A 26,444-nucleotide genomic window follows, 5' to 3' on the forward strand; every position below is an offset into this window, starting at 1 on the left:
ACGTTCAGGGAATGCATGAGGTCTCCGCTCGCATTCATCGAAAGGGGCGGCATCCGGGTGGCAACGGGCTGTCGGCGCTCCGTGCTGGCCACCACCGATATCGCTTTGCTTCCCAAGCAGAATGCACATTCCGCGCTTCGGCACCAAATGGAATCCGCTTCTGGACGCGGGCCGGATCGTCATGCCTGGATCTGCCCGTCGAAGGTGCAGGTCAGGTCCGCATCGGCGCCGCCGATCCCCATCGCGATCCGGTGATCGCGATGGGCGTGGTCGAAAACCTCGGCAGGAAAGCGGCTGGCCAAGCGGCATGGGACACAAGCCCTATCCGTGGCCTGTCGCAATCGCAGGTCTGGATGGGGCCCCGTCCGGCCATGGAACGGCGCAGTTCCAAGATCTTCGGCGGGAATGATTTCGCGACGGATCAGGATTTGAAAGCAGGAAACGGATCGCATCGCCCGATTCCGCCGTGATCTATGATCGCTCATTCTTCGATATGATGGGGATCGATATGCAAAGCACAACCGGCGCGGCACTACCGGCGGCTTTCCGGCACATGGCTTGGTCAAATTTCTTCGCCCAGTTCTCGGAACAGATCGCGCTGGCCGCCGCACCTCTGGCGGCCGTGTTGCTGCTCTCGGCTGGTCCGGCTGAAACAGGATGGTTGCAAACCGCGCAAACCCTGCCCTTTTTGCTGCTGTCGATCCCGGCCGGACTTCTGGTCGATCACGCGTCGCGCCGCACGCTCATGGTGGGGTCTGAAGCATTGCGCGCCGTTTCCCTGGCTGCGATCCTGGGATTGATCGCCTCTGGCCTGCTTAACCTGCCGCTTCTCGCCAGCTTGGGCTTTCTCGGGGCGATCGGCACTGTCTGCTACAATGTCGCGGCGCCGGCAATGATACCGTCCATTGTGCCAGGCGCGCAGCTTGGGAACGCGAACCGCTGGCTGGAACTAGCGCGCAGCGCGGCATATGCTGGTGGACCGGCAATCGGCGGCGCAGTCGTGGGATGGACCGGAGCGCCGGCCGCCTATGTACTTGCCACCATCCTTTCCATTCTCGCCGTCATGCTTTTGCGCGGTCTGCCCAATAGCCGCCTGCCCGGTCGAAAAGGCGCGCGCGGCCCGCTTTACGAGTTGAAGGAGGCCGTAGCCTTCGTCACGAACCACGACCTGCTTAGACCGATCATGATAACCGCGATCTTCTTCAATACGGCATGGTTCGTCTTGCAGGCGATCTATGTGGCCTATGCCGTCCAGCACCTCGGCTTGTCGCCCGTGGAGGTCGGTGTCACTCTTGGAATCTATGGCGGCGGCATGCTGACCGGGGCGCTTCTGGCCCCTGTCGTGGCACGAAGACTGTCCTTCGGCATGGTGATCGTGATCGGGCCGCTCTGCGGTTTCTCCGCCGCGCTCGTCATGTTGCTCACGATCTGGATGCCAGGTGGTTTCCTGCCTGCCATAAGCTTTGTCCTGTTTGGAGCGGGACCGATACTCTGGAGCATCGCCACCACCACCTTGCGGCAGACCGTGACGCCGCATGCGATGCTCGGGCGCGTCTCGGCGCTCATCATGACCGTCACCTTCGGAGCCAGACCGATCGGGGCGGCCCTGGGCGCTCTTGTGGCCACCCGGTCGGGCGCCGAAGCCTGCCTGTGGGTGGCGACAGGTGGCTTTCTGATCCAACTGCTCACCATCTGCGGCTCACGGGTTCCGAAACTCAAGAAGCTACCAGTGGCATCATAGCCGTCAGATAGGGCCGGCCAATCGGCAGCCATCCGACGGGATCGACCACAATAAGACAGATCGGGGTATGATCCACCGGATGCGCCAGACGGCCCCGGCTGCCCCGGCCATCCTTCGGCAGAAGCGCACTGACCGCGCCGCCGGCCTCCCTCATGCGCCGCACCAGCGTATAGACGTGACGCTCCGATCCCAAGCTCCCGTGCGGCCGACCGGATTCAGCGCGGCGTCGAGCCTCTATCCACTGCGTCTCCGAAATCGTCGCCAAATCCACCATGCCGGGTCCAAATCCGCACGATGCTGAAGCTATATCTGGAAATGCAGACCGATCCTCTGTGCAATCCGGGCGCTGCTGAAGCGAAGTGTGGCACCGCGCTTCCTGCAAAATCAAAGGTCTTTTGCTGAAGTCATTTATGGGAAATGACACACAGGAGGAATTCCGTCGCAAAAGCCAGGTGCGAAAGTCAATTTTACGCGACAGGCCTTTGTGAAACAGCGACAGCTTTGCGGACATTGCGACACACATGACGCCAAGACCTGACGGCGCGGCGTCGCTGGCTGGCCTTTGATTCCTCTGGCGCTCCTGACCAGGACCACGCCTAAAGGACATATAAGACAATTTTCCGCATTGAGAAGAAAGATCCCCCGCGCACTGCTGGACGGGAATTTTACGACTTCGGATAGCGGCGATATGGGCTTTAATTCTACAGTATCTCTATCGACATTCCGGTATCTGCTCCATAACGTCCTTGGCAAATCAATGAAGGATGCCGCCATGGCTCTGCCCCGACCTATCCGATCCGCCCTTGCCGCGCTGGCCCTGCTTGGCGCGGCCCATGGCGCGAACGCGCTGGATCTGCAGCCACTGGTTGACGAGGTGCCCGCAGGCACCGTTCTGCGGATCAGCGATCCGGCCACGCAGCGCGCATTTGAACTGACCGAGCTGGGCGATGATCTGGGGTTCGACATTGAATGGGCGAATATCTCGGGCGGTCCACCATCGCTTGAGGCATTCCGGGCGGGCGCGCTGGACGGCTCGGTGATCGCCGATATTCCCGCGATCCATGCCACATGGACCAACCTGCCGGTGGGTGTGGTGGATGTCCGGGTCAAGACCGATCCCATCGCCAACCCCTTCACGACATTCGGCATCGCCCCTGGGGTCGAATTCAACAGCCTTGCCGATTTGAAGGGAAAGCGCATCGCCTACAGTCCCAGCCAGATCCATGGCGTCGTCGTACTGCGCGCGCTGGCTGCGGCCGGGCTGACGCGTGATGACGTGACCCTGATCGAACTGCCCAGCAAGGGCGACGACTATGTCGTCAGCCTGGCCAATAACCAGGTTGATATTGCGCCTCTGCATGGGATCCTGACGGCAAGATACATGAAGCTTTATGAAAGGGACGGGGCCAAGCTGTTTTCGCATGGGCAACGTGACGACATCTCGTATTTCTATTCGCCGCAGAAAACGCTTGAGGATCCGGCAAAAGCCGCCGCTCTGGCCAAATATCTTGCCGCGCGCGCCAAAGCGACGATCTGGATCCAGAGCAACCCAGAGACCTGGATCAAGGAATACCTGGTGGCCAAGGAGGGCCTTGATGCCGAGTCGGGCGCCTATCTGGTGAAGGCCAACGGCTTTTACGCCTATCCCGAAAACTGGGACGAGGTGATTTCCCTGCATCAAAAAACCATCGAGCTTCTGGCCGAGACAACCGGGAACAAGGTCTATGACGCCGCCGTGAACTTTGATCGCCGGTTCGAGCATATCGCCTCTGATGCGCTGCAAGCGGGCGCTGCCGGGCAATGACGCGGCATCCATCCAGAAAAACAGAAACGCATCGCGCGCGCTGAACCCATCAGCGCAGCCCCTTCAATTCTGCACCAAGGCATGACGAATGACATCCCCTAATATCTTGCTGATCGTGGCCGACGATCTGGGCTTTTCCGATATCGGCGCTTTTGGCGGCGAGATCGACACCCCGAACCTGGATCGCCTGGCACTGGGGGGCGTGCGGCTGACCGGCTTTCATACCGCGCCCGTTTGCGCACCCACCCGCGCAATGCTGCTGACCGGCACGGACAACCATGTTGCCGGCGTGGGTTATATGGGGCGCGTGCCGCCGGAACTGGCCGGACTGCCGGGCTATGAGGGCTATCTGAACGGCTCGGTCGTGGCCCTGCCGGAAATCCTGCGCGATGCGGGTTATGCCACCTTGATGGCGGGGAAATGGCATCTGGGCGAAAATGACCTGTCGCGCCCGGCGACCCGCGGCTTTGAGAAAAGCTTTGCGCTTCTGCCCGGAGCCGCCAATCATTACGAATATGACATTCCCGACACGGTAGAGAAAAAACCTTTCCTGATGCGCAAAAGCGCGCAGATCTATATCGAGAATGACGAATACATCAAGGAACTGCCCGAGGGTTTCTATTCCTCGGATGGATATGCCGACAAGCTGATCACTTATCTGGACGAATTGCGCGACAGTGGCGATGCGCGGCCCTTCTTCGCCTATCTGCCCTTCACCGCACCGCATTGGCCGCTTCAGGCCCCCGAGGAAAGCGTGGCGAAATATGCCGGGCGCTACGATGCCGGTCCCGAGGCCCTGCGCGCCGTCCGGCTTCAGGCGCTGAAGGATCATGGCCTGATCGACGCCGAGGTCGAGGCACATCCCGTCGTGGCGGATACGCCCCCCTGGGACGAACTGACCGAAGGGGAAAGGCGCCTCTCGGCCCGCGCGATGGAGGTCTATGCCGGCATGGTGGACCGGATGGACTGGAATATCGGACGCGTGCTGGACTGGCTGGAGGCCAAGGGTGAGCGCGAGAATACGGTCATCATCTTCCTGTCCGACAACGGCGCCGAAGGCGCCCTGCTGGAAGCCAAGCCGGTCTTTGGCGACAACTTCATGCAGGTCATCGCCGATCATTTCGACAACAGCCTTGAAAATGTCGGCCGGGGAAATTCCTTTGTCTGGTATGGTCCCCGCTGGGCACAGGCGGCAACGGCACCCTCGCGGCTTTACAAGTCATATACCACGCAAGGCGGCATCCGCACCGTGGCCTTCATCAACCATCCCGGCATCACCGGGCGGCACGGTATCGCGCATGATTTCGTAACCGCCATGGACATCACCCCCACCGTTCTGGACATCGCCGGCGTGGCGCATCCCGGCGAAGAATACCGTGGCCGCAAGGTGCGCGAACCCTTCGGCCGGTCCTGGCTGCCGTGGTTGCAGGCCGCCGAGCCCACGGTTCACGGCCAGGATTCCGTCACCGGATGGGAGATGTGGGGCCGACGCGCCATCCGCCGGGGCGACTGGAAAGCCGTCTTCACGCAGGGTCAGGACGGCGCCTTCGTCTGGCAACTCTACGACCTGTCCAGCGATCCCGGAGAGGTGCATGACCTGGCCGCCGAAGAACCCGACCGGCTGAGCACGCTTCTGGACGATTATGCAGCCTATGCCGCGCGGGCCGGGGTTGCCGATTATACACCCGCGGCTTCCCCTCTATGAGTCCGAAACCGCAAGGCCGGGCGCAGCCCCGCCGGATGGAGAGTTGACGATGACAAGCTATGCGGACATAGCCACCGATACCCCGCCGGGGGCCGCGCCAGAGGCGGGCGCGGCCAGCCCGCATAATGCCCCCGCAAGACGCGTGCGCCGCAGGCTGGGGCCGGGTCCGGCCATTCCTTTCGGCCTTGCCCTTGGACCGGCCCTGATCCTTGTCATCTGGACTGCCGGCTCGGCGCTGGGGTGGATCGATGACCGGACATTGCCCGCGCCATGGACCGTGATCGCCACCTTCGGCAAACTGATTTCCGACGGGCGGTTGCAGGACAATCTGACCGTCTCGGCTGGCCGGGCCTTCCTTGGTCTTGCCATAGGTGTCACCGTGGGGCTGACGCTGGCCCTGATCGCCGGTCTGTCGCGCCTTGGCGAGGCGCTGGTGGATGGCCCGGTCCAGATCAACCGCGCGGTGCCGACGCTGGCTCTGATCCCGCTCATGATCCTATGGTTCGGCATCGGCGAGTTCATGAAGATCATCACCATCGTGCTGGCCGTGTTGATCCCGATCTACATCCACACCCACAATGCGCTGCGTAGCATCGACAGCCGATACGTCGAACTGGCCGAAACCCTGCGGATGAGTCAGAGGGATTTCATCCTGCAAGTGGTGCTGCCCGGCTCTTTGCCCGGATTCCTGTTGGGGCTGCGCTTCGCCGTCACGCTTTGCTGGGTTTCGCTGGTGGTCGTTGAACAGGTCAATGCCACGAACGGCCTTGGCTACATGATCGACCTTGCCCGCTCTTATGGGCAGATCGACATCATCTTCGTGGGCCTTGTCGTCTATGCCGTGCTGGGCCTGGTTTCGGACGGTGCTGTCCGTCTGCTGCAAAGGAGGTTGCTGTCATGGCGCCGCACGCTCGACCATTGAACGATAGCGCGGAACCCGCCGTCCAGGTGCGCGCGCTGCACCGCCATTTCGGTGGCAAGACCATCCTTGACAGGCTGGATCTGGACATCGCGCGCGGTGAGTTCGTGGCGCTTCTGGGTAAAAGCGGATCGGGCAAAAGCACCTTCCTGCGTGCCCTCGCGGGGCTGGACCATGATGTCAAGGGCAGCGGCCTGCTGCAAACACCCGACAGGCTGTCGGTCGTGTTTCAGGATGCCCGCCTGCTGCCCTGGCGCAGCGTAATCCAGAACGTGACGCTGGGACTGCCAGGTGCGCAGGGGCAAGAGGCCGGGCGGAACGCCTTGGCCGAAGTGGGCCTTGCGGGGCGCGAACAGGCATGGCCGATCGAACTGTCAGGGGGCGAACAGCAGCGGGTGGCGCTGGCCCGGTCTCTGGTGCGCGACCCGGCCCTGCTGCTGGCGGACGAGCCGTTCGGCGCACTTGATGCACTGACGCGGCTGAAGATGCATGGCCTGCTGCGCGAGCTTTGCGCCCGTCACCGCCCGGCCGTGCTGCTGGTCACGCATGACGTGGACGAAGCCATCGCCTTGGCCGACCGCATCCTTGTGCTGGATCACGGCCGGTTCATCGAGGATCTGCGCATCGACCTGCCCGCCCCTCGCGATCACGCCGACCCGCGCTTTGCCCGGATCCGTGCGACGCTCCTGGGAAAGCTGGGGGTGGCCGCGCCGGGGCAGCAAGCGGCCTGAACTCCAAGCCGCCGTGCAATCCGGGCGACGACCTCAACGACAAGCGCCTGATGATCCCTGGCACGCAATTCCACGGCTTTATTATCGGGCAGAGGCTTCCTGAACATGAGGCATGGGCAGGATCGAACCGATTTCGCAGTGACTGCTCTTGCCGCAGCGGCGCCTCGCTCTTTTGCGGCATGGCGGCAAGAGCCATTCGCACCAACGAGAAACTCTGGCCGAGCCGGGAAATCCCGATGGTCTCTTGCTTTTATGGAGCTAAGGGGCAACGCATCGACCCGGCGCATCCCATCATGAGGCCCGCCCTGCATCCAGGGACGTGGCCCGCATTTGGGCGCCGGGATCTGTTTCTCCACGCCTGGGCCATGCGGGAATAGACGGCCTCGGACTATGCGACGATTTCCCTTGGTCCAATTGTCGCGGCCCGGACCCGCTGGCCCATAGGCGCCAGCGCGCAACTCATGCTTCCGCATCCTCATCGCCACAAGGGCCGGACGCGCCCGTCTACAGGCGGCTTCCTTTGTCAGCGGCTGCGGATCGGTCGCCTGGCGCGCAGGCAACCGGCCACGATCAGCGGCGCAAAAAGCAGAGTGGACAGAATGGAAGTCACCGCAAGGCACCTCCCTGGCCAGGCGACGGCAGCGCGACCGCGCGGCCCGAAAAGCTTTCCGCCCCCATCCGATCCCCCCGGCGGGCGGTTCAGGGCAGCCAGGTCAGAACCTCGTCAAGCAGGCCCTCGAACTCGGCGCGGGCGGGATGGGTGCGTCCCACCTCGGCGGCGCCCAGGCCCTGGCCCAGGGTCTCGGCATAGGCGACGCGGTTCGCGACCTGGGATTTCGCCACCTCGGCGCCCAGCTCCTCGGCCTTCTCGGCGATCTCGATGGCAAGGCGCGTATTGGGCCGGGTCCTGTTCAGCACGATCAGAGTGTCGCATTTCTCGCGCCGGGCCAGATCCAGAACCCCCTCGGTCGCCCAAAGATCGACCTGGCTGGTGGCCACCGGCACCACCACCAGATCGGCCGCGCGCAGCGCGGGGCGCAGGTCGCTGTCGATCTTCGGCGGCGTGTCGATCAGCACGAAATCGAAACGCTTCTTCAGCTTCTCGGCCTCATAGCTCGCCCCCCAGGCCGAAGAGGTCGTGAATTCCAGCGCCTCGTCCTCGCCGATGCGGGCCAGCCGCTCCAGGAACCAGCGGCCCAGACTGCCCTGCGGATCGGTATCCAGAAGCGCCACCGAATGGCCGCGCCCGCGCAGCGCCACCGCCAGGTTCACCGCGACCGTGGTTTTGCCCGAGCCGCCCTTTTGCTGCGCCACCGTGATGATCCGTCCCGCCATGCCTGCCGCCCCCTACCCGACTGGAAGATGCCGGCCTGCCGCCGGCCTTGCGGCACAGCTTAGGGGGTGGACCGGGCCATTGCATCCCTCTTTTCGCGACCGCGGCGCGAAAGCGGTCTAGGATTGCCAGATGCCGGCGACCTCATACATCACCGGCTCGAAATGGCGGCACATGGCGTTGATCTCGCGGTTGCGACCGCGCATCTCGGGACTGCGCAGCATGGCCTGGTAATCCCGCCGGTCGCGCCATTGCGAATAGGTCGCGATCCGGGTCTGGGCGTCGTTCAGATGCATCGCCCCCGAGATGAAGCCCGGCTGGCGGCTGATCACCTGCTCATAGGCGGCGCTCAGCGCGTCGATCACGTCATGGGCGCTGCCCGGCGTGACCTCGAAAGTGCAGATCACGGTCTGCCCCTGGAATGCGGCGGAAATCTGGGTCATGGCGTGGCCTCCCTTTGCCTGGCTTGTCCCAAGGATAACGCAGCCGCCCCACGGGGCCAGAGAAATCCGCGCCGGTTGCGGGTCCGGCTCTTCGGGCGCATGGTGCAGCACGAACAGGATAAGGACAGGCCCATGATTCCGGTCTTTGACGGTCATAACGACTTTCTGCAACGCATGGTGGCCGCCGGGCCGGGGCGTGACCGACTGTGGCGGGCAGGCGACGGCAGCGGCCATCTGGACCTGCCCCGGATGCAGGCGGGCGGGCTGGTGGGCGGCTTCTTCGCGATCTGGACCCCCTCGCCCGAGACCGACACCGACGCGGTGATGGACCTGCTGAAGCAGAACCCGCCCTTTGCCCTGCCCCTGCCGGACGAAGTGCCAGTGGAACAGGCCCTGCCCCTGGCCTTTGCGCAGGCCGCACAATTGCTGGCGATGGAGCGCACGGGCACGCTGACCATCTGCAAATCCGCCGCCCAGATCCGCGAGACCATCGCGGCAGGCCGCATCGCCGCCATCCTTCACATCGAAGGAGCCGAGCCGATCGCCGATATGGACGGGTTGCATGCCTGGCACGCGATGGGGCTGCGCTCACTGGGGCCGGTTTGGTCGCGGCCCACGGCCTATGGCCATGGCGTGCCCTTCGCCTTCCCTTCCTCGCCCGATACCGGACCGGGGCTGACGCCTCTGGGCAAGGATCTGGTGCGCGAATGCAATCGGCTGCGGATCATGCTGGACCTGTCGCATCTGAACGAAAAAGGTTTCGACGACATCGCGCGCCTGTCGGATGCGCCGCTGGTCGCCAGCCATAGCTGCGCCCATGCCATCGCGCCCAGTTCGCGCAACCTGACCGACCGGCAACTGGCGGTGATCGCGGAAAGCGGTGGTCTGGTCGGGCTGAACTATGCGGTGGGCTTCCTGCACCCCCAGGGCCGGCGCGAGCCGATGCGGGGATTCGACATCATCCTGCGCCATCTGGACCACCTGATCGCCCATCTTGGCGAGGATGGGGTGGCGCTGGGTTCGGATTACGACGGCGCCCAGGTTCCCGAGGATCTGTCAGACGCCTCAAAGTTGCAAGACCTGATCCAAGCCATGCGCATACACGGCTATGGCGAGGAGTTGGTCGAGAAGATCGCCTGGCGCAACTGGATCGCGATGCTGGAAAAAATCTGGGGCGGCTGATACCGCCCCAGTATACTCAATTCGAACATAAAAATCGAAAACCCTTTACTGGACGACGGGATCACGAACCAGTTACCCGTGACCGAAACACCTGTGATCGCCCTGTCGTCGCTGGCTGTTATACGCACAACGCATGATTGACCGGAACCTGTCTCTTAAGGCAGGTTAACAGGGTTGTCGTCACCGCATAGCGGAAACTTGATCATAATAGTTTTTTCGCGAATCCACACGCATAGGGATAATCGACCAATCAAGTCGCCACCACAGGGTGCACATCCAATGCCGATGCCAGCGATTTGAACCGCGCTTCGGCCACCTCGCCCATCAACGCCCGGCCCATGTCGGTCAGGCTCAGTTCCAGGACCTTCTTCTTGGGAAAAAGCTTCAGCGTCCCGGCCTCGGATGGATCCTTGACCGAGAACATGGCCCCGAATCGCATCGCCTTGCCCAGCACCTCGGCGTCACGGGTCTCTTTCTCGCTCAGCAGATCGAAAAGCGGCGCCATGGGCGAGCCCGAGCGGCTGTTCTTGTAGCGGTGCAGCAGCGACAGGCCCAGAAACACCCGCTCGGGATGCGACAGCGCGGCCATATTGGCGCGGGTCACGTTGTCGAAACAGGCATCCGCCCGGTAATCGGGATGGGTCCGCCATGTGGTGTCATGCAAAAGGCAGGCGGCCTTGATCAGGCGGTCGCGCTCGGGCGGGACGTTCTTGAACACCGGCTCAAGGAATTGATACAGCCGCTTGCCAAAGCCGGGCATGCGCGCCATCTGCCGCTCGGCGAAGCGCGCGGCCTCAAGCAGCGGATCGCGCGAACGCAGGCTGGCGGGCATCTGTTCGTAAAGCAGCCCCTCGCGGATGCCATAGCTTGAAACCGAGAGGTTCCTGGGCCGCAGGCTAAGGACCAGTTGGCGCAGCACCTGGCTTGCCAGCGGCACCAGTTCCATCCGGCTGGACGAGATGCCAAGCTTGCCGCGCAACTCGTTCAGGTTCTGGCCGTCGATCCATTTCACGGTCTGAAGCACGTCCTGCGGCGAAATGCGGTATTCGTGCAGCACCGTCATGGGATATCTGGCGCGCTCCATGTCCAGCCTGGCGATGGCGCGCCACGAGCCGCCGACCAGATAGATCTGGTCATGGTCGCGGCCGATGGTCGCGGCAGCCTGCTCCATCACCTGTTGGATATGCTCGCGAAGGCCCGACTGGCCACCCTTGACCTGTTGCAACCGGAACGGACCCAGGGGCGTGGTGATGCGCCGCCCGACCTTGCCGTCGGCCAGTTCCGCAAGCTCCATCGAGTTGCCGCCGATGTCGCAGACCAGGCCGCGCGCCTCGGGCCAGCCCAGCAGCACGCCCTGGGCCGAAAGCCGCGCCTCTTCCTCGCCGTCGATGACCCACAGCTTCAGCCCGGTCTCTTTCTCGACCGCCTTGCGAAAGGCGGGGCCGTCCCTGGCCTCGCGCACGGCGGCGGTGGCAACGCAGGTCAGGGGCTTGATGCCCATCCCCTCGGCCAGCGCCGCGAAACGCTTCAACGCGGCCATGCCGCGCCGCACGCCCTCGGGGTTCAGCATACCAGTGCTGGCCAGCCCCTGGCCCAACCCGGCCATGACCTTTTCATTGTAGAAATAGGCGGGCGAGCGCGCGGCCCCGTCGAAAACCACCATGCGGATCGAGTTCGAGCCGACATCGACAACCCCCACCCGGCTCAACGCCCGCTCCGAGGCCCCCTCGAAAAGCGAGCGTCCGAAGGGCTCGATGGTTTCTCCGCTTGCGGTCATCACACCGTTCATCGGGCATCCTCTCGATTTCGTTACCTCACCGGGAGGCAGGTGTTGGATAGGGAATTTCACCCCGCCGCGTCAATCCGCCGAATGCGTCAGGGCCGGCACATCGCGCACCCCCTTGCTGCCCCGCCCGGACAGAGAAGGGTTTTCCATGAAGAATTTATGGCAACTGAAAAGATCGTCCCGCCCCGCCGGAAGATAGCGCAGGTAACGGCCATCGGGCTGCAAAAGCCAGCTTTGCGCCTCGTCCGACATGTTCGCGGCCATGATCTGGCTGACGATCTGGGCCTTCACTGTCTCGTTATGGCATTCGATCAGCGCCTCGACCCGGCGGTTGAGATTGCGGTCCATCCAATCCGCCGAACTGATGAAGACCCGCGCCTTCTTCGAGGGCAGGCCGTGGCCATTGCCAAAGCAGACGATGCGGGAATGCTCCAGGAAGCGCCCGACGATGGATTTCACCCGGATATTATCCGACAATCCGCTGATGCCGGGACGCAGCGCGCAGATCCCCCGGATCACCAGGTTGATACGCACGCCCGCGCGGCTCGCCTCGTAAAGCGCGTCGATCACGTCCTTTTCGACCAGGCTGTTCATCTTGGCCCAGATCTCGGCCGGGCGGCCGCGCCGGGCATATTCCGCCTCGCGCCCGATCATCTCGATCAGCCGGGATTTCAGGTCGATGGGCGAGATCGCCATATTCTCCAGCCCATCGGGCTGGACATAGCCCGACAGGAAATTGAACACCTTCGAGGCGTCCCGCCCCAACCCAGGATCGCAGGTGAAAAGCGACAGGTCCGTATAGATCCGCGCCGTGATCGGGTGATAATTTCCCGTGCCGAAATGGGTATAGGTTACAAGCTGGTCGCCCTCGCGCCGCACGACCGCGCTGATCTTGGCATGGGTCTTGTATTGCATGAAGCCATAGACCACATGCGCGCCCGAGCGTTCCAGCCGGCGCGACTGCCGGATATTCGCGGCCTCGTCGAAACGCGCCTTGAGTTCGACCAGGGCGGTCACGGATTTCCCCGCCTCGGCCGCCTCGCAAAGCGCCTCGACGATCGGGCTGTCGCGCGAGGTGCGGTAAAGCGTCTGCTTGATCGCCACGACATTCGGATCGACGGCGGCCTGGTTCAGGAATCGCACCACGGTATCGAAGGTCTCATAGGGGTGATGCAGCAGCATGTCCTTTTGCCGGATCGCGGCGAACATGTTGCCGCCATGGTCCTGCAACCGCTCGGGCACCCTGGGGACGAAGCTGGGCCATTGCAGGTCCCTGCGGCTGTCCAGGACCAGTTCGCGCAGATCGGCCATGCCCAGCAGCCCCTCGACCTCGACCACTTCCTCGGGATCGACGTGAAGCTCCTGCATGATCAGCTTGCGCATCCGGTCGGGCGCGCCTGCGGTGATCTTTAGCCGGATGACCGAGCCCCGGCGACGGCGCTTCAGCGCTGTCTCGAATTCGCGGACAAGATCCTCGGCCTCCTCCTCGACCTCCAGGTCGCTGTCGCGCAGCACGCGGAACGCGCAATGGCCGATGTCGCGATAGCCGGGAAACAGGCTTGGCAGGTGCATCAGCAGCAGGTCTTCCAGCCGCAGGAACCGCTTGCCGCCCGGCAGCGCGACGAAGCGCGCGATCTGCTGGGGGATCGGCAGCAGCGCCTGCATCTGGCGCCCGTCGCTTTCCCGCGCAAGCTGCACAGCCAGGGAAAAGCCCAGGTTGGGGATGAAGGGAAAGGGATGCGCGGGATCGATGGCCAGGGGCGAAAGCACCGGAAAGACCTGCTCGCGGAAATAGCGGCGCAGGAATTCCTCTTCCCCCCGCGTCACGCGCGAGCGCGACAGGATCGCGATGTCGGCCTGCTCCATCTCGCGCCGCAGCCCGTTCCAGACCGCCTGCTGCGCGCCCATCAGCCGGCGCGCATCGGCATTGACCATGGCCAGCTGCTGCGGCGGCGTCAGCCCGTCATCAGACAGCGTGGCGGTGCCTGCGCGCACCAGCTCCCGCAGGCCCGCGACGCGAACGGTATAGAATTCGTCCAGGTTGGTGGCCGAGATGGACAGGAACCGCAGCCTTTCCAGCAGCGGCACGCGGGGGTTGCGCGCCTCGTCCAGCACGCGCCAGTTGAAGCTGAGCCAGCTTATCTCTCGGTTGAAATAGCGCGCCGCGCCCTCGGGCGAGCCGCCCAGGATCTCACGCGCGGGCTGGAAGGGGTTTCGCAGGTAATCGGCTTGGGTCATCTTGAATCAGTCAAAGAGTGGCTTTGCAAGGATGCGTCCGGGGGCGAGAGTTTGTCCAGAAGTTCGGCCGCCAGCCGGCGCGTAACGGGGCGGCGGTCGGCCAGGGACTTGCGGTCGATGGCCGCGACCAGATGCCGGGCCAAGCCCAGGTCGCGCTCCATCCGCGCGACAAGCCAGCCCACCACATCGGGCGCGACCTGGATCTGACGGTCGGCGAACAGCTTGACCAGCACGGCGGGCAAAAGCGTGTCGTCGGGCGGTCCCAGCACCGCCTGGGCCGTGGCCTCCAGACGAGAAAGAAGGTCCGGCAGCACGATCCCCCAGTCGCGCGGGGCCATGCGCGCGGTGATCAAAAGCAGCGCCCGCCGCGCCCCGGCCAGGTTCCACAGGTGGAACAGCGCATCCTCGGCCTCGCCCAGGCCGGCGATGTCATGCGCGTTCTCGACCACCAGCGCGCCGCCTGGCGACACAAGCGCATCGACCGCCGCCGGCGAGATGGTCGAGGCCCGCACCAGCCCCGCGCCGTTCTCCTCGGCCCAGAAGCGGGCCAGATGCGACTTGCCCGCCCCCGCGCCCCCGATCAGCAGCAGCCGCCCCCCCGGCCAGCCCTGCGGGCGGTCCAGCATCGCCAGCGCGTCGCGATTGGCCCGCGTCAGCAGGAAATCGTCCCGCGACAGTGCCGGCGGAATCGTCAGGTCAAGGGCCAGTTGCCGCGCCAAGGATCAGCTTTCCCCATCCCGGCGCGCCTGATGAGCCTCGGCGTGAAGCTGGACGGGGGACGGCGGACCGGCCGGGTCGCCCTCGGGTTCGGCCCGCTTGCGCCCACGCTCGTGGTGATCGTCCAGCAGTTCGGCCAGTTCCTCCTGCCGGTGGATCTCGGCCAGGCGCACATCATGCGAGATCTGCGCCATCCGGCGCAGATTGGCCACCGTGCCGCGCGGCACCAGTTCGATCAGTTGCGGCGGCGGCGGCGGCTGGGGCACGTCGCGCCCGGTATAAAGCGCGCTGTCCTTGTAGCGGCCGACGGCATAGCGCACCAGAACCCCCAGCGCCGCCGCCATGGGCACGGCGACCAGCAGGCCGACAAAGCCGAACATGCTGCCGAAGACGGTCAGCGCCAGCATCAACCAGACCGGATGCAGCCCGATCGAGGTGCCGACGATCTTGGGTTGCAGGAAATTGCCCTCGACGAACTGGCCGGCGGCGAAGATGGCGACGACCGCGCCGATCCAGACCGGCTCTCCCCAGAAGCTGAACAGCGCGACCCCGATGGCCGTGGCGCCGCCGATCAGCACGCCGACATAGGGAATGAACGAAAGCGAGGCCGCCAGCACACCGATGGCGATGCCGAAAGGCAGTCCCACCAGGCCCAGGCCGACCGAATAGAAGGTGCCCAGGATCAGGATGACCAGCCCCTGCCCGCGCACGAAGCCCGAAAGCGCCGCATCGATCTCACGCGCGAGGCGGCGGATCGTGTCGGCATGGTCGCGCGGCAGAAGATCGTCCAGCCGGTCCACCATATTGTCCCAGTCGAGCAGCAGGTAGAAGGCCACCACCGGCACGATGACAACCAGCGCCATCAGTCCGAACACCCCCATGACCGAGCCGAGCACGGTCGAGACCACCTGCATCCCACTTTCGCTGATCTTCCTGCCCGCGTCCATCAGCGCGGTGTTGATGGTGCTGCCCTCGGCGAAGACCTGGGGAAAGCGGTTCATCAGGAACTGCTGCAACTGCTGGGCCATCTGCGGCGCGGTATTGACCAGGGCGGTGCTTTGCTTGACCAGCACCGGCACCAGCGTCAGCACCACCGCCACGATGATCAGGATCGCCGCCAGCGTGATCACCACCACCGCCAGCGTCCGCGAAAGGCCCAGCCGCTCAAGCCGGTCGGCAAGCGGGTCCAGCAGATAGGCCACCGCCGTCCCCAGGATGAAGGGCATGATCTGGTTTCCAAGCACCCAAAGCGCGACCAGAAGCACCACCAGCGCGCATCCCCAGGCCAAGACCTGCTTTTGAACCGGCAGCCGCATGTCCGATGCTCCTATCCTCGCGCGTCCCGTCCTATGTGGCGGGTCGGCGCGGCGCTTGCAAGGAAACTGTGGGGTCAGTTCGGGATGGGGTTGGTCATTAGCGGGGGCTCGTAGCCGGCGGGGTCGGTGTGCCAGCGGTGCCATTCGTCGTGGAACAAGAAAGGACCGAGGTCCCAAGTAGGCCAATGAGAAGGCCAATGAATCTTCTTCGGCAGCTTCGCGCTCTCGTCGGCAAAGCTGGCATTGATCTGTTCTTGCGAGATTTCGGCATGTTGAAAATCCCCCCCCCTCAGCGATGACCCCGAAAAATTCGCCATCGTGAGGTCCGTGGCTTGATCCAGGCGAGCCCGGTCGAGACGCGCATTCAGAAGGATCGCCCCCTCAGGCACGCTGCCCCAAGGTTCGCCCAGTCCAGACGCGCACCGTCCAACAGCGCACCGCTAAGGCGAAAGCCGTCCAGCACGGCACGTTGCAGGCAGGTATGACGCAGATCCAGCCGATAGCCGTTATATTTATTCACCTTGAGGGGCCAACCCACCACTTTCAGCATCGCTTCAGGATCCCGCGGTCCCTCTTCCAAGGCATCCCGAAGGTCGGGACCCGGCGCGTCGAAAACCCATTCGGCCTCGGCGATCCCTGCCTGACCATGCGCGGCCTCGATCCGTCTTTGCCGGGCTGAACGGCGTTCAAGAATTGTCAGAGCCAGCACAATGTCGGCGCGCGGTTCGGGAACCGTCTCATACCACTGCTGAATCGGGACCGGGACGCGTCGTTCTTCACTCAATTCCTTCGCCATGTTCGCCGGAGCATTGTTGCGGACATATGCGCATATGATTTCCATAACCTGAACATGGTCCCGGCCTTTGTCATAGGCGGTCGAATCTTGCGCGATCCGTTCCAGTGACAGCAGACCGCCCATGCGAACCTCAAGATTCGGTTCGGTGGTTTCGCGCGTCAAGGGTTTGCCCTCGGAATCCGTCACGATCATCTTGACGGTTTTTTCCGCGCCAACCTGCTCGACGGCCTTGGCAAGACGGTCGGTGAGGTGGCCTTCCTTCTGGAATTCCAGCGCGCGATGCCTGATGACCGTGTTCCAGATCAGAAACGGCGCCGACAGGATCGCGACGATCAACGCTCCCGCGCCCAGCGATCCGTCAGGTTTCCATATGGTGCGAAGCAGCAATACCGCCGCCGCGGCAAGCGCAACCACGAACAGAAACAAGAGAGCGACGGAAACCAGCACGCCGAACGGTTGGCCCACGGCCCACCTCAGTGCCTGACGCAGCATCAACCAGTCCAGCAGGTCCACAGGTGGTTGCTTTCCCCCGCTTCACTCCTCCACCTCGACTGAACATCGCGCAATCGCGATATTGCCCGCGTCCCTCATGCGAGGCAAGCCGCGATGCGGGAGCCGCATCTTGCCCCGCCCGGCGCTCTGGCCTACACCCGTGGCCGAAACGCTCGAAGAGGTCGCCATGCGTCTGTCCCGCTATTTCCTGCCTGTCCTGAAAGAAGACCCGAAAGAGGCGCAGATCGTCAGCCACCGGCTGATGCTGCGGGCGGGCATGATCAAGCAGCAGGCGGCGGGCATCTATTCCTGGCTGCCGATGGGCTATAAGGTGCTGAACCGCATCCAGCAGATCGTGCATGAGGAACAGCAGCGCGCCGGCCATATCGCGATGCTGATGCCCACGCTGCAATCGGCGGACCTGTGGCGCGAAAGCGGGCGCTACGACGATTACGGCGAAGAGATGCTGCGCATCAAGGACCGCCACAAGCGCGACCTGCTTTACGGCCCGACAAACGAGGAGATGGTCACCGACATCTTCCGCGCCCATGTGAACAGCTACAAGGACCTTCCGCTGACGCTGTATCATATCCAGTGGAAATTCCGCGACGAGATCCGCCCGCGCTTCGGCGTCATGCGCGGGCGCGAATTCCTGATGAAGGACGGCTATAATTTCGACCTGACCAAGGAGGATGCGCTGCACGCCTATAACCGCCACCTGGTCAGCTATCTGCGCAGCTATGAGCGCATGGGCCTGCAAGCCATCCCGATGCGCGCCGACAGCGGCCCGATCGGCGGCGACGACACCCATGAATTCCTGGTCCTGGCCGAGACCGGCGAATCCGAGGTGTTCTATGACAGCGAGATCACCGATCTGAAATTCGGCGCGCGCGTCATCGACTATGACAGCCACGAGCAATGCCGCGCGGTGCTGGAGGAATTCACCAGCCGCTACGCCCGCACCGACGAGACGCATGACGAGGCGATTTTCGCCCAGATCCCCGAGGAGCGCCGCCGCACCGCGCGCGGCATCGAGGTCGGCCAGATCTTTTATTTCGGCACCAAATATTCCGAGCCGATGGGCGCCACCGTGGTCGGTCCCGACGGGCAGCGGGTGCCGGTGCACATGGGTAGCCACGGCATCGGCGTCAGCCGCCTGCTGGGCGCGATCATCGAGGCCAGCCATGACGAAAAGGGCATCATCTGGCCCGAGGGCGTGACCCCCTTCCATGCGGGGATCGTGAACCTGAAACAGGGCGACCCCTCGACCGACAGCGCCTGCGAGGCGCTTTACGCCGAGTTGAAGGCGCAGGGCCTCGATCCGCTTTACGACGACCGCGACGAGCGGGCGGGGGCGAAATTCGCCACCATGGACCTGATCGGCCTGCCCTGGCGCATCACCGTCGGCCCGCGCGGGCTGGCGGCGAACAAGGTGGAGCTGACCTCGCGCCGCAGCGGCACATCGGTCGAGATGGCCCCGCAAGAGGCGGTGGCACGGCTGAAGGAGATCTATAAGCCGGTTTTCGAGGCCGCTCTCTAAGCGACCGGACCGGCCGCTTTTCGGATGGTTGGAAAATGGGGCGGGGTCGCGGTCGGGCGGCTCCGCTTTGCTTTCGCGGGCCTTGGTGCCGGCGGCGCTTTCATGGGTATTTGGAAAGCGAAGATGGCGGCAGCGCGTCCAGAATGCGGGACATCAGGGATGTGGAGACGGCAGGCAGATCAGGTCTGTGTCTAGCAGGCGGATCATTTCCGCGCTGGTCGAGCCAAGAAGGCGGCGGGCAAGCCGGCCCCGGCCCCTTGCCCCCATGATCACCAAGTCGAACCCTTCGTTCGCCTGAAGGTCCAGGATGGCCTGGCCCGGCGCGCCGTGGCGCAGGGCGAAGTCCAGCCGGTTCACGCCCTGGAAATGATCGCGCAGCCGGCGGCGCAGGGCTTGCCCGCGCTCTTCGGTCGCGTGCATGTCGAGGGTTTGCAGATAGATCTCGCTGAGGCCGGTGGTGCGAAGCTGCTGCGGCCCAGGCAGGTTGGTCGCGCTGAGCACGGTCACATCCGCGCCCGCGAACAGATCCAGCGCCTCGGCCGCGGCGACAAGGGGGATGGCGCCGTCGTCGTCCTCAAGCGCGATGAGGATGCGCCGCCAAGGCTGCTCGGGCGGGTTGCGGATCACCGCGACCGGCAACGCGCTGTCGTTCAGCACCCGCTCGGCCGTGGTGCCGGAAAGCGCGTCGGGAAAGCGTCGGGGGCGTGGCACGCCCATGAGAACCAGGGCCGCGCCCAGTTCATGGGCCACCTGGGCGATGACCGCATCCGGGTCGCCATGGCGACGGATCAGTGCAAGATCCGGGCGATTGTCCTGGCGGCCGAACGCCTGGACGCGAAGTTCCGGCCCGGCGCCGTCATCGGGACCGGCATCGTCGGCGACATGAAGAACCGAGAGGCGGGTTTCGCCCGTCCCCGCCTCGGCCAGGGCCAAAGCACGGCCGAGCGCCGCCTGAGAGCGAGAGGAAAGATCGCTTGCGATCAGCAGGTTGCGCATATGCCCGGTCCTTTTTTCCCAGTCTATCCCGCCCAGGGGCTGACGAAAAGGCCACCTGCCTGAATCGCTGAGTGGACGAGGTTCTGGCCGCCGGGCATGATCGCGCCAATTCGCAGGCGAGGAACGATGCGCAGGAAGGTCCTTTTGATTGCCGCCCCGGCGCTTGCCGCTCTGGTCCTGTCGGCCGTGTTCGCGGGCATTCTGTCGCATCCCGACCGCAATATCGCCCCGGTCCGACCGCTGGCCCTGGAGGCGGCCGGGTCGGTTCGCGCCACGCTGGTGGCCACGGATACGGCATGGCGGCCGCTGCCCCTTGCGACGACCGGCCGCGCCCTGCCCGGCCCGCATGACAGCCTGGTCCAGGAATGGCCTGCCTTTCACGTCGAGGCGCAGTTCCGGGGCACCGCGCTGCGGGTGCGATTCGAGGACGCCTCGAACCGCTGGCGGGTCACGCTGGACCGGGGCGATTTGGGCCGCGTGCTGCTGTCCGAACCGGGAAGCCGCGACCTGCTGATCCAGGGCCTGCCCCCCGGCGCGCATGAGGTGCGGGTCGAGAAGATCAGCGAATCCTCGATGCCCACGCGCTTTGGCGGCATCTTCGTCGCAGAGGCGCAGGATGCACTGCCCGCCCCCGCCCCGGCGCCGCGACTGATCGAGTTCATCGGCGATTCCGACACCGTGGGCTTTGCCAATGGCGCGTCGCGCCGCGACTGCACCGAGGCAGAGGTCTATGCCTCGACCGATACGAGCCAGAGCTTCGGACCGCAGGCGGCGCGGCGGCTGGGGGCGGATTACCGGATGGTTGCGCGTTCGGGCATCGGGCTTTTGCGCAATTACGGCGGCGCCACGCCCGATGCGACCATGCCATGGCGCTATGGGCTGGCCCTGCCCAGCGAACCGGCGCGCGGCCAGGACGTGCGCCCGCCGGCCGATGTGGTGGTGACGGCGCTTGGGTCGAACGATTTCGGCTCGGACCTGACCGAATCGGAGCCGTGGAAGAATCATGAGGCGCTGAGCCGCGACTTTGCTTCGAAGCTGATCGAATTCCTGCAAGCCCGCGTCGCCGAGAACCCGGGCGCGCTGCAAGTGCTGCTGGCATTCGGCGAATATGGCGATGCGCTGGTGCTGCCCTATCAGGCAGCCGAAGCGCACCTGCGCGCCGAGCATGTTCCCGTGATCCTGGTCGTTCTGCCAAAGCTTGAACGTCGGGCCTGTTTCTGGCATCCTTCGGCCAAGGATCACCAGATGATCGCCGAGACTCTGGTGAAAGCCATCGAGGGTTCGGGCAGTTGATGCCCCCACCACACCAGCCGCGACCTGGATCTTGCCGCCACTTCCATTGCCGATTTTTCCTTTTGTCTTTGAAGGCTGTTTGCCATGTTCTCGTTGCGTCCGCTGACCTATCGTTTGGGGCTTTTGATGGGGCTGGGTGGTGGAGAGCTTGCCGCCGCCGCCGAGGAGCAATGGCAGATCAGCCCTTCGGAAATGCGCCGGGTGCCGCCGGTCATCATCCTGCCCGGCCAGATCGAGCGCGTGACGCGGACCGAGTTCACCACCCTGCCCCTGCTGGTCAAATCGCTGGACGGCGATCCGGCCGAGAAGGTCGGTCCCACGACAGCCTATCGGCTGACCGATGTGGATATCGTAGATGGCGTGCTTTATTCGCATGGCGTTTCGGTCCATCTGCGCGAAAGGCGCCACCGCATGGCACTTGGCCATCTGGAGGCGATGGCCAGCGGTTCGCTTTACGAGACCTGGGTGGGCAATCGCTGGTTCGGCAACTGGCTTCTGGACGATTGCCTGACCTATCGCCTGGCCGAAGAAGTGGGCCAGCCAGTGACGACCATGCCGCCGCGCAAGGGGCATGTGCCGCGTTATGAAAGCATGCTATCCATCACCCAGCGCCGCATCACCAATGCCCATTTCGACGAGTTGGTGCTGTTCGACGACCATGCCAACAACAGCAACCGCCTGGCGCGGGCACAGGATATGCGGGCGCGGCTGCTGGCCGAGGCGGGCGACGACCACGAGGCCGGCGTCTTCCTGGTGCGCGGCAATTCCGGCGACCAGCGTATGCTGGAGAACGAGGCCGAGATCGCCGGGATACTGGCCCAGGAATACGGTTTCCGCATCATGTTCGCCGAGGATCACAGCGTCGATGAGATCGTCGCGGCCTGCCGCTCGGCCGGCATCGTGGCGGGGGTCGAGGGTAGCCAGTTGAACCACGGCATCGCCGCCATGGCACCGGGAGGCACGCTGCTGACGCTGCAACCGCCCGACCGCACCACCACGGCGATGAAGCTTCTGACAGACCGCTGGCAGCAGCGCATGGCCATGGTCGTGGGCCAGGGCCGGGCCGAATCCTTCCGCATCGACCCGCGCGAGGTAAGACGCACGCTGGACCTCATCCGCGATGAAAATGAAAAAAGTCCATCCTAATTGTTAGGTTGAGTTTCGCGACCGGACATATGATGATCAAGTTCATCTGTCCCCATCTTCCTGTTTTTTGGCGAATTGTATGAGCTTGTTTAGCGACATTCGAGGAGACTATATTCGTCATGGCCGCTCGCTTACCGAGGCGGCCTTTGTTTCGCTGGCGATCTATCGCTGGGGCCGCTGGGCGATCGGCATCAGAAACCCGGTCGGACGATGGCTCGCCAACAAGACCTATGGCATTCTGAAGGTCTTCATCTTGAACGTGACAAAGGTATGGATCCCGCCCCAGGTCAAGCTGGGCGAGGATTTCCACATCATCCATGCCGAGGGTTCGCTTTCGATCCATCCCGACGCCGTGATCGGCGACCGCTGCGGCGTGATGCACAACGTCACCATCGGCACCAATATGCGCGGCCGGGCGCCGATCATCGGGGACGACGTGTTCATCGGGGTGAATTCGACGATCCTCGGGCCGGTGAAGATCGGCGACCGGGTGCGGATCGGGGCCAATACGGCGGTCTCGACCAATGTGCCCTCGGATTCGGTGGTGATCGGCTCTCCTGCCAAGATCTATCCCAGCCTGCCCATTTTTGCCGCGAAGAGGAAAGCCGCGAAATGACCAAGGATTTCGACCGTAGCATGTGGCGCATGCTGGCCGACAACCTGCCCGAGCGGGCCGAGAAGATCGCGGCCATCGATTCCGCCCGCAGCGCCACCTATGCCGAATTGGTGTCCGAATCCGGCCGGGTCGCGGATTGGCTGCGCAGCCGGGGCATCCGGCCCGGCGACCGGGTGATCGTGCATCTGCGCAAGGGCATCGACGAGGTCGTGGCCATGTTCGGCGCCTGGAAGGCCGGCGCGGTCGTGGTCAACGTGAACACCCGCTGGACGGCCGAGCAACTGGCCTATGTCGCCCGCGACTGCCGCGCCCGCGCGGTGATCCTGGCCAGGCCCGCGATGGCGGCCTTGACCGGCGATCACGCACTGGCCGATGACACCGCTTTTCTGATTCAGGGCAAGGCCGAGGGTCTTGCCCAGGGCGCGGATCGTTGGACGGCGCTTGCCGCCGACAGCGGCTCCGCGCCCGACGAGCCCCAGCCGCGCGATCTGGCGATGATCATCTATACCTCCGGCTCGACCGGCAAGCCCAAGGGGGTGATGCTAAGCCATCGCAATATCCGCGTGGGCGCGGTCTCGGTCGCGCAATATCTGAAGCTGGGGGCGGATGACCGGCTGCTCTCCGTCCTGCCCTACAGCTTCGATGCCGGGCTGAACCAGTTGACGACGATGATGCTGATGGGGGGCACCATCGTCCACCAGCCCCTGACCATGCCGGCCGAGATCCTGCGCATGGCCCGCGACACCGCCGTGACCGGCATCGCCGGGGTGCCGCCGCTGTGGAACCAGCTCGTGCGGCTTCTGAACGATGAGCCGATGGCCCTGCCCGCGCTTCGCCGGATCACCAACACCGGCGGCAAAATCCCACCCAATATTCTGGAATTGCTTCCGAAAGTCTTTCCGGGCGTCGATGTCTACCTGATGTATGGCCTGACCGAGGCGTTCCGCTCGACCTATCTGCCGCCCGAGAAGTTTGCCCGCAAGATGGGCTCCATCGGCCGGCAGATCCCGAATGCCCAGGTCTTCGCCATCAAGCATGGCGAGGGGATCGCCGGCCCCGGCGAGCAGGGCGAGTTGGTCCATGCCGGGCCGCTGGTCAGCATGGGCTATTGGGAAAAGCCCGAGGTGACAGCCGAACGTATCCGCCCCTGCCCCGAGTTGCGGCATCTGATCGGCGACGATCCCGTGGTCTATTCGGGCGATCTGGTCCGCGTCGATGACGAGGGCGATCTGTGGTTCGTCAGCCGCATGGATGAAATGATCAAGACGCTGGGCTTTCGCCTGTCGCCAACCGAGGTCGAGGATGCCCTTTCCAAAAGCGGCATGGTCACGGATGTGGTCGCTTTCGGCGTCGAGGATGATGAAATCGGGCAGGCTGTTCACATTGCAGCAACATTTCTTCCCCATGCTGACGAAGCCGCCTTGACGATCCACTGTGCAAAAGCCATGCCCCATTACATGCGACCGAGAAACTTTTACGCTTGGCCAGGCCCCATGCCGCGAACGGCCAGCGGCAAGCTGGACCGGCCCGCGATCATTGCCGCGGCAAAGGCCGCCGCGGCGCATGTCATTGATAAAAAGGCATCCCACGCATGAGCTTGACGCAGGACGAACTGCTGACCTACCTTCGCGACGATCTGAACATCGAGGAGGATCTGGATGGCCAGACCGAGCTTTTCTCCAGCGGCCTGCTGGATTCGGTCTCGATGGTCAGCCTGATCACCTTCATCGAAGAGCGTGCCGGCGCGGTCGTGCAGCCCTCGGATGTCACGATCGAGAATTTCGACACGGCGGAGCGGATCATGGCCTATGTCGCCACCCTTGACTAAGGCGGATCTGGACAGGCTTCTGGCGCAGGCGGCCCAGCGTTTCGGGACGCCCAGCTATGTCTATTTCACCGACCAGATCGAGCAGCGCCTGACCGCGTTGCGCGCGGCCTTCGGGCGCTGGTTCGCGATCAGCTTCGCGGTGAAAAGCAACCCCAACCCGGCGCTTCTGGGCTGGATGCGCGACCGGCTGGACTATCTGGACATCTCCTCGGGCGGCGAATTCGCGCTGGCCCGGCAAGCGGGCTGGGATCCTGCGCTGATCAGCTTCACCGGGCCGGCCAAGCGAGAGTTCGAGCTGCGACCAGCGATCGAGGCGGGCTTGGGCGAACTGGTGATCGAAAACCTGCGCGAAGCCCGGCTGGCCAATAAGATCGCGGCCGAGTTGGGCGTGGTGCAGCCGATCCTGGTGCGCATCGCCCCCGACCGCGTGCCCAAGGGCTTCGGCGACCAGATGGCCGGCCGCCCCAGCCCCTTCGGCATCGACATCGAGGATGCGCCCGAGGAATTGCCGCAGATCGCCGCGCTCGCGAACCTGCGCATCATCGGCCTGCATATTTATTCCGGCACGCAAAGCCTGAAACCGCAGTCGATCCGCGAGAACTGGCGCATCTTCATGCAGGTGTTCCAGTCGCTTTGCGAAAGGCTGGATCTGGTGCCGCAGAAGCTGATCTTCGGCTCGGGCCTGGGCATTCCCTATCATCCGGGCGATGTGGAGCTGAACCTGGATGAGCTGATCGCCGAGATTTCGGACGAATTGGACGCCTTTCGCGCCTTGCCGCGTTTCGCCCAGGCCCGCTTCGTGCTGGAACTGGGGCGATATCTGGTCGGGCCGGCGGGTTATTTCGTGACCCAGGTGGTTTCGGTCAAGCAATCGCGCGGCACACGCGTGGCGATCTGCGACGGCGGGCTGAACAACAACCTGGCCGCCTCGGGCAATTTCGGCATGGTGATCCGACGCAATTACGTCATGCATCGCGTCGGCCGGGACGAGGACGGCGCACGCGCGGACCAAGCGCATGACATATCGGGGCCGCTCTGCACCTCGATCGACAAGCTGGGCAGCGGCGTGACCCTGCCCCGGCTGGATGAGGGCGATCTGCTGGCGGTGCATTCGGCGGGCGCCTACGGTCCGACGGCCAGCCCCCTTTATTTCATCAGCCACCGTCTGCCGCATGAGGTCCTGGTGACCGGCGGTCAGATACGGGACGTGACGCGGATCCGCGAGGGCTAAGGGACTATGCGCGCCGATCAGGACACAAGATCGGCCCAGCCTCCCCCTTCGATCTTGCGCTTTCGGCACGCATCATGCTGCACGACAAAGCCGATCGATGGGCGCCCTTTCCTGTTCGATGAGCGGGCAAAGATCGGCCCCAAAAATGCCGGGCGCCTGATTTCGCCGTAACCGCCCGACCTCCACCGCCTGCCTGAGCTTGGGGGGATCGGCTATGGGACGTGCATAACGACAGCGTTAGCGACGTGTCTTATGCGGGGTTGAGAATGCGTGGCGATGTCCTTGGGTTGGAACGGCGGCGGCGATGGGATGACGAGGAGAAGCTTGGGACCGTGCTGTCGGTCGGTGCGTAAGCTCCGCCTGGACCTCACCTTCCAGCTTTGAGCTGATTATCGCATTGGATGTTTGTGATGATCAGGAGTGAGTTTCTCCATGGAGGCTGCATTGGAGGTTCTCCCGGTTGGTGGCCGAAGCCGCCGGAACCGGCAGTGGCCAGATGGGGTGAAGGCAAGGGTTGTGGCGGAAACGCTGCTGCCTGGACTTGCCCGGGAAAAGTGGAGCGCACCAACTGAGGAACCAGGAGGTGTTCCA

The 26,444-nt window shown here is 64.1% G+C and carries 23 protein-coding genes and 1 pseudogene; 14 read left to right on the top strand and 10 right to left on the bottom strand.

The features are described from left to right. The first annotated feature begins 11 nt into the window (after positions 1–11). The 6 genes from QM682_RS12055 to QM682_RS12080 all read left to right on the top strand — a co-directional run bounded on the left by QM682_RS12055 (position 12) and on the right by QM682_RS12080 (position 6,900). Positions 12–470, top strand: coding sequence for a hypothetical protein (locus QM682_RS12055; RefSeq protein ID WP_415130039.1), 459 nt, complete (start codon positions 12–14; stop codon positions 468–470). Continuing rightward, positions 467–1,741: an MFS transporter gene (locus tag QM682_RS12060; protein WP_415130041.1), complete on the top strand. Its 1,275-nt coding sequence runs from the start codon at positions 467–469 to the stop codon at positions 1,739–1,741. Before QM682_RS12055 ends, QM682_RS12060 begins: the two co-directional genes overlap by 4 nt. Before the next feature lie 562 nt (positions 1,742–2,303). After that, complete coding sequence (locus QM682_RS12065) at positions 2,304–3,545, top strand: ABC transporter substrate-binding protein (RefSeq protein WP_415130043.1); 1,242 nt, start codon at positions 2,304–2,306, stop codon at positions 3,543–3,545. 88 nt (positions 3,546–3,633) lie between these two features. Further along, a complete protein-coding gene (locus QM682_RS12070) occupies positions 3,634–5,250 on the top strand; it encodes an arylsulfatase (RefSeq protein WP_415130045.1) in 1,617 nt (538 codons plus the stop codon). Between the two features lie 49 nt (positions 5,251–5,299). Next, on the top strand, positions 5,300–6,172 hold the full coding sequence (locus QM682_RS12075) for an ABC transporter permease (protein ID WP_415130047.1): 873 nt from the start codon (positions 5,300–5,302) through the stop codon (positions 6,170–6,172). Further along, positions 6,148–6,900 carry an ABC transporter ATP-binding protein gene (locus tag QM682_RS12080; RefSeq protein ID WP_415130049.1) on the top strand — a complete coding sequence of 251 codons (753 nt, stop codon included), beginning with the start codon at positions 6,148–6,150 and terminating at the stop codon, positions 6,898–6,900. The genes QM682_RS12075 and QM682_RS12080 overlap by 25 nt, the downstream gene beginning before the upstream one ends. Positions 6,901–7,222: 322 nt before the next feature. On the opposite strand, the pseudogene QM682_RS12085 reads toward QM682_RS12080, so the two are convergent. The 3 genes and pseudogenes from QM682_RS12085 to QM682_RS12095 form a co-directional block, all read right to left on the bottom strand. Further along, positions 7,223–7,427: pseudogene (locus tag QM682_RS12085) on the bottom strand (IS110 family transposase); the annotation flags it as partial. 172 nt (positions 7,428–7,599) lie between these two features. Continuing rightward, entirely contained in the window at positions 7,600–8,235 is a 636-nt protein-coding gene (gene parA / locus QM682_RS12090; protein ID WP_415130051.1) for a ParA family partition ATPase, read from the bottom strand. Between the two features lie 117 nt (positions 8,236–8,352). Further along, positions 8,353–8,676: an antibiotic biosynthesis monooxygenase family protein gene (locus QM682_RS12095; RefSeq protein ID WP_415130053.1), complete on the bottom strand. Its 324-nt coding sequence runs from the start codon at positions 8,674–8,676 to the stop codon at positions 8,353–8,355. 132 nt (positions 8,677–8,808) lie between these two features. Here QM682_RS12095 and QM682_RS12100 point away from each other — a divergent pair, with 132 nt between their 5' ends. Then, positions 8,809–9,858, top strand: a complete 1,050-nt coding sequence (locus tag QM682_RS12100) for a dipeptidase (protein WP_415130055.1) — start codon at positions 8,809–8,811, stop codon at positions 9,856–9,858. Between the two features lie 250 nt (positions 9,859–10,108). On the opposite strand, the gene QM682_RS12105 is transcribed toward QM682_RS12100, so the two are convergent. The 6 genes from QM682_RS12105 to QM682_RS12130 all read right to left on the bottom strand — a co-directional run bounded on the left by QM682_RS12105 (position 10,109) and on the right by QM682_RS12130 (position 17,224). After that, on the bottom strand, positions 10,109–11,647 hold the full coding sequence (locus QM682_RS12105) for a Ppx/GppA family phosphatase (RefSeq protein ID WP_415130057.1): 1,539 nt from the start codon (positions 11,645–11,647) through the stop codon (positions 10,109–10,111). A 69-nt stretch (positions 11,648–11,716) separates the two neighbouring features. Beyond that, positions 11,717–13,882, bottom strand: a complete 2,166-nt coding sequence (locus QM682_RS12110) for an RNA degradosome polyphosphate kinase (RefSeq protein WP_415130059.1) — start codon at positions 13,880–13,882, stop codon at positions 11,717–11,719. Then, positions 13,879–14,601 carry a chromosomal replication initiator DnaA gene (locus tag QM682_RS12115; protein ID WP_415130061.1) on the bottom strand — a complete coding sequence of 241 codons (723 nt, stop codon included), beginning with the start codon at positions 14,599–14,601 and terminating at the stop codon, positions 13,879–13,881. The genes QM682_RS12110 and QM682_RS12115 overlap by 4 nt, the downstream gene beginning before the upstream one ends. Positions 14,602–14,604: 3 nt before the next feature. Continuing rightward, complete coding sequence (locus QM682_RS12120) at positions 14,605–15,915, bottom strand: AI-2E family transporter (protein WP_415130063.1); 1,311 nt, start codon at positions 15,913–15,915, stop codon at positions 14,605–14,607. A gap of 74 nt (positions 15,916–15,989) precedes the next feature. Continuing rightward, a complete protein-coding gene (locus QM682_RS12125; RefSeq protein WP_415130065.1) occupies positions 15,990–16,304 on the bottom strand; it encodes a pentapeptide repeat-containing protein in 315 nt (104 codons plus the stop codon). Next, positions 16,280–17,224 carry a pentapeptide repeat-containing protein gene (locus tag QM682_RS12130; protein WP_415130067.1) on the bottom strand — a complete coding sequence of 315 codons (945 nt, stop codon included), beginning with the start codon at positions 17,222–17,224 and terminating at the stop codon, positions 16,280–16,282. The genes QM682_RS12125 and QM682_RS12130 overlap by 25 nt, the downstream gene beginning before the upstream one ends. A gap of 166 nt (positions 17,225–17,390) precedes the next feature. Between QM682_RS12130 and proS the strand changes: the two genes are divergently transcribed. Beyond that, positions 17,391–18,743, top strand: a complete 1,353-nt coding sequence (proS, locus tag QM682_RS12135) for a proline--tRNA ligase (RefSeq protein WP_415130069.1) — start codon at positions 17,391–17,393, stop codon at positions 18,741–18,743. Positions 18,744–18,896: 153 nt separating this feature from the next. On the opposite strand, the gene QM682_RS12140 is transcribed toward proS, so the two are convergent. Further along, positions 18,897–19,739, bottom strand: coding sequence for a universal stress protein (locus QM682_RS12140; protein WP_415130071.1), 843 nt, complete (start codon positions 19,737–19,739; stop codon positions 18,897–18,899). A 126-nt stretch (positions 19,740–19,865) separates the two neighbouring features. Here QM682_RS12140 and QM682_RS12145 point away from each other — a divergent pair, with 126 nt between their 5' ends. From QM682_RS12145 to QM682_RS12170, 6 genes are all read left to right on the top strand, one after another. Further along, positions 19,866–21,032, top strand: coding sequence for a lipase (locus QM682_RS12145; protein ID WP_415130073.1), 1,167 nt, complete (start codon positions 19,866–19,868; stop codon positions 21,030–21,032). Between the two features lie 84 nt (positions 21,033–21,116). Continuing rightward, entirely contained in the window at positions 21,117–22,178 is a 1,062-nt protein-coding gene (locus QM682_RS12150; protein WP_415130075.1) for a glycosyltransferase family 61 protein, read from the top strand. A gap of 79 nt (positions 22,179–22,257) precedes the next feature. After that, positions 22,258–22,794, top strand: a complete 537-nt coding sequence (locus QM682_RS12155; protein ID WP_415130077.1) for a serine acetyltransferase — start codon at positions 22,258–22,260, stop codon at positions 22,792–22,794. Next, on the top strand, positions 22,791–24,389 hold the full coding sequence (locus QM682_RS12160; RefSeq protein ID WP_415130079.1) for an AMP-binding protein: 1,599 nt from the start codon (positions 22,791–22,793) through the stop codon (positions 24,387–24,389). Before QM682_RS12155 ends, QM682_RS12160 begins: the two co-directional genes overlap by 4 nt. Then, entirely contained in the window at positions 24,386–24,622 is a 237-nt protein-coding gene (locus tag QM682_RS12165) for a phosphopantetheine-binding protein (protein WP_415130081.1), read from the top strand. The genes QM682_RS12160 and QM682_RS12165 overlap by 4 nt, the downstream gene beginning before the upstream one ends. Beyond that, positions 24,603–25,853 carry a type III PLP-dependent enzyme gene (locus QM682_RS12170; RefSeq protein WP_415130083.1) on the top strand — a complete coding sequence of 417 codons (1,251 nt, stop codon included), beginning with the start codon at positions 24,603–24,605 and terminating at the stop codon, positions 25,851–25,853. The genes QM682_RS12165 and QM682_RS12170 overlap by 20 nt, the downstream gene beginning before the upstream one ends. Positions 25,854–26,444 lie beyond the last annotated feature (591 nt).

Origin of the sequence: Paracoccus sp. (in: a-proteobacteria) (assembly GCF_047605025.1) — a bacterium.
Classification (GTDB): Bacteria; Pseudomonadota; Alphaproteobacteria; order Rhodobacterales; family Rhodobacteraceae; genus Paracoccus.

Coding starts and splice junctions, on each gene's coding strand:
- proS (WP_415130069.1), top strand. CDS start 17,391: ATGCGTCTGTCCCGCTATTTCCTGCCTGTCCTGAAAGAAGACCCGAAA.
- QM682_RS12075 (WP_415130047.1), top strand. CDS start 5,300: ATGACAAGCTATGCGGACATAGCCACCGATACCCCGCCGGGGGCCGCG.
- QM682_RS12105 (WP_415130057.1), bottom strand. CDS start 11,647: ATGAACGGTGTGATGACCGCAAGCGGAGAAACCATCGAGCCCTTCGGA.
- QM682_RS12120 (WP_415130063.1), bottom strand. CDS start 15,915: ATGCGGCTGCCGGTTCAAAAGCAGGTCTTGGCCTGGGGATGCGCGCTG.
- QM682_RS12165 (WP_415130081.1), top strand. CDS start 24,386: ATGAGCTTGACGCAGGACGAACTGCTGACCTACCTTCGCGACGATCTG.
- QM682_RS12145 (WP_415130073.1), top strand. CDS start 19,866: ATGCGCAGGAAGGTCCTTTTGATTGCCGCCCCGGCGCTTGCCGCTCTG.
- QM682_RS12100 (WP_415130055.1), top strand. CDS start 8,809: ATGATTCCGGTCTTTGACGGTCATAACGACTTTCTGCAACGCATGGTG.
- QM682_RS12170 (WP_415130083.1), top strand. CDS start 24,603: ATGTCGCCACCCTTGACTAAGGCGGATCTGGACAGGCTTCTGGCGCAG.
- QM682_RS12150 (WP_415130075.1), top strand. CDS start 21,117: ATGTTCTCGTTGCGTCCGCTGACCTATCGTTTGGGGCTTTTGATGGGG.
- QM682_RS12160 (WP_415130079.1), top strand. CDS start 22,791: ATGACCAAGGATTTCGACCGTAGCATGTGGCGCATGCTGGCCGACAAC.
- QM682_RS12095 (WP_415130053.1), bottom strand. CDS start 8,676: ATGACCCAGATTTCCGCCGCATTCCAGGGGCAGACCGTGATCTGCACT.
- QM682_RS12070 (WP_415130045.1), top strand. CDS start 3,634: ATGACATCCCCTAATATCTTGCTGATCGTGGCCGACGATCTGGGCTTT.
- QM682_RS12110 (WP_415130059.1), bottom strand. CDS start 13,882: ATGACCCAAGCCGATTACCTGCGAAACCCCTTCCAGCCCGCGCGTGAG.
- QM682_RS12080 (WP_415130049.1), top strand. CDS start 6,148: ATGGCGCCGCACGCTCGACCATTGAACGATAGCGCGGAACCCGCCGTC.
- QM682_RS12155 (WP_415130077.1), top strand. CDS start 22,258: ATGAGCTTGTTTAGCGACATTCGAGGAGACTATATTCGTCATGGCCGC.
- QM682_RS12140 (WP_415130071.1), bottom strand. CDS start 19,739: ATGCGCAACCTGCTGATCGCAAGCGATCTTTCCTCTCGCTCTCAGGCG.
- parA (WP_415130051.1), bottom strand. CDS start 8,235: ATGGCGGGACGGATCATCACGGTGGCGCAGCAAAAGGGCGGCTCGGGC.
- QM682_RS12055 (WP_415130039.1), top strand. CDS start 12: ATGCATGAGGTCTCCGCTCGCATTCATCGAAAGGGGCGGCATCCGGGT.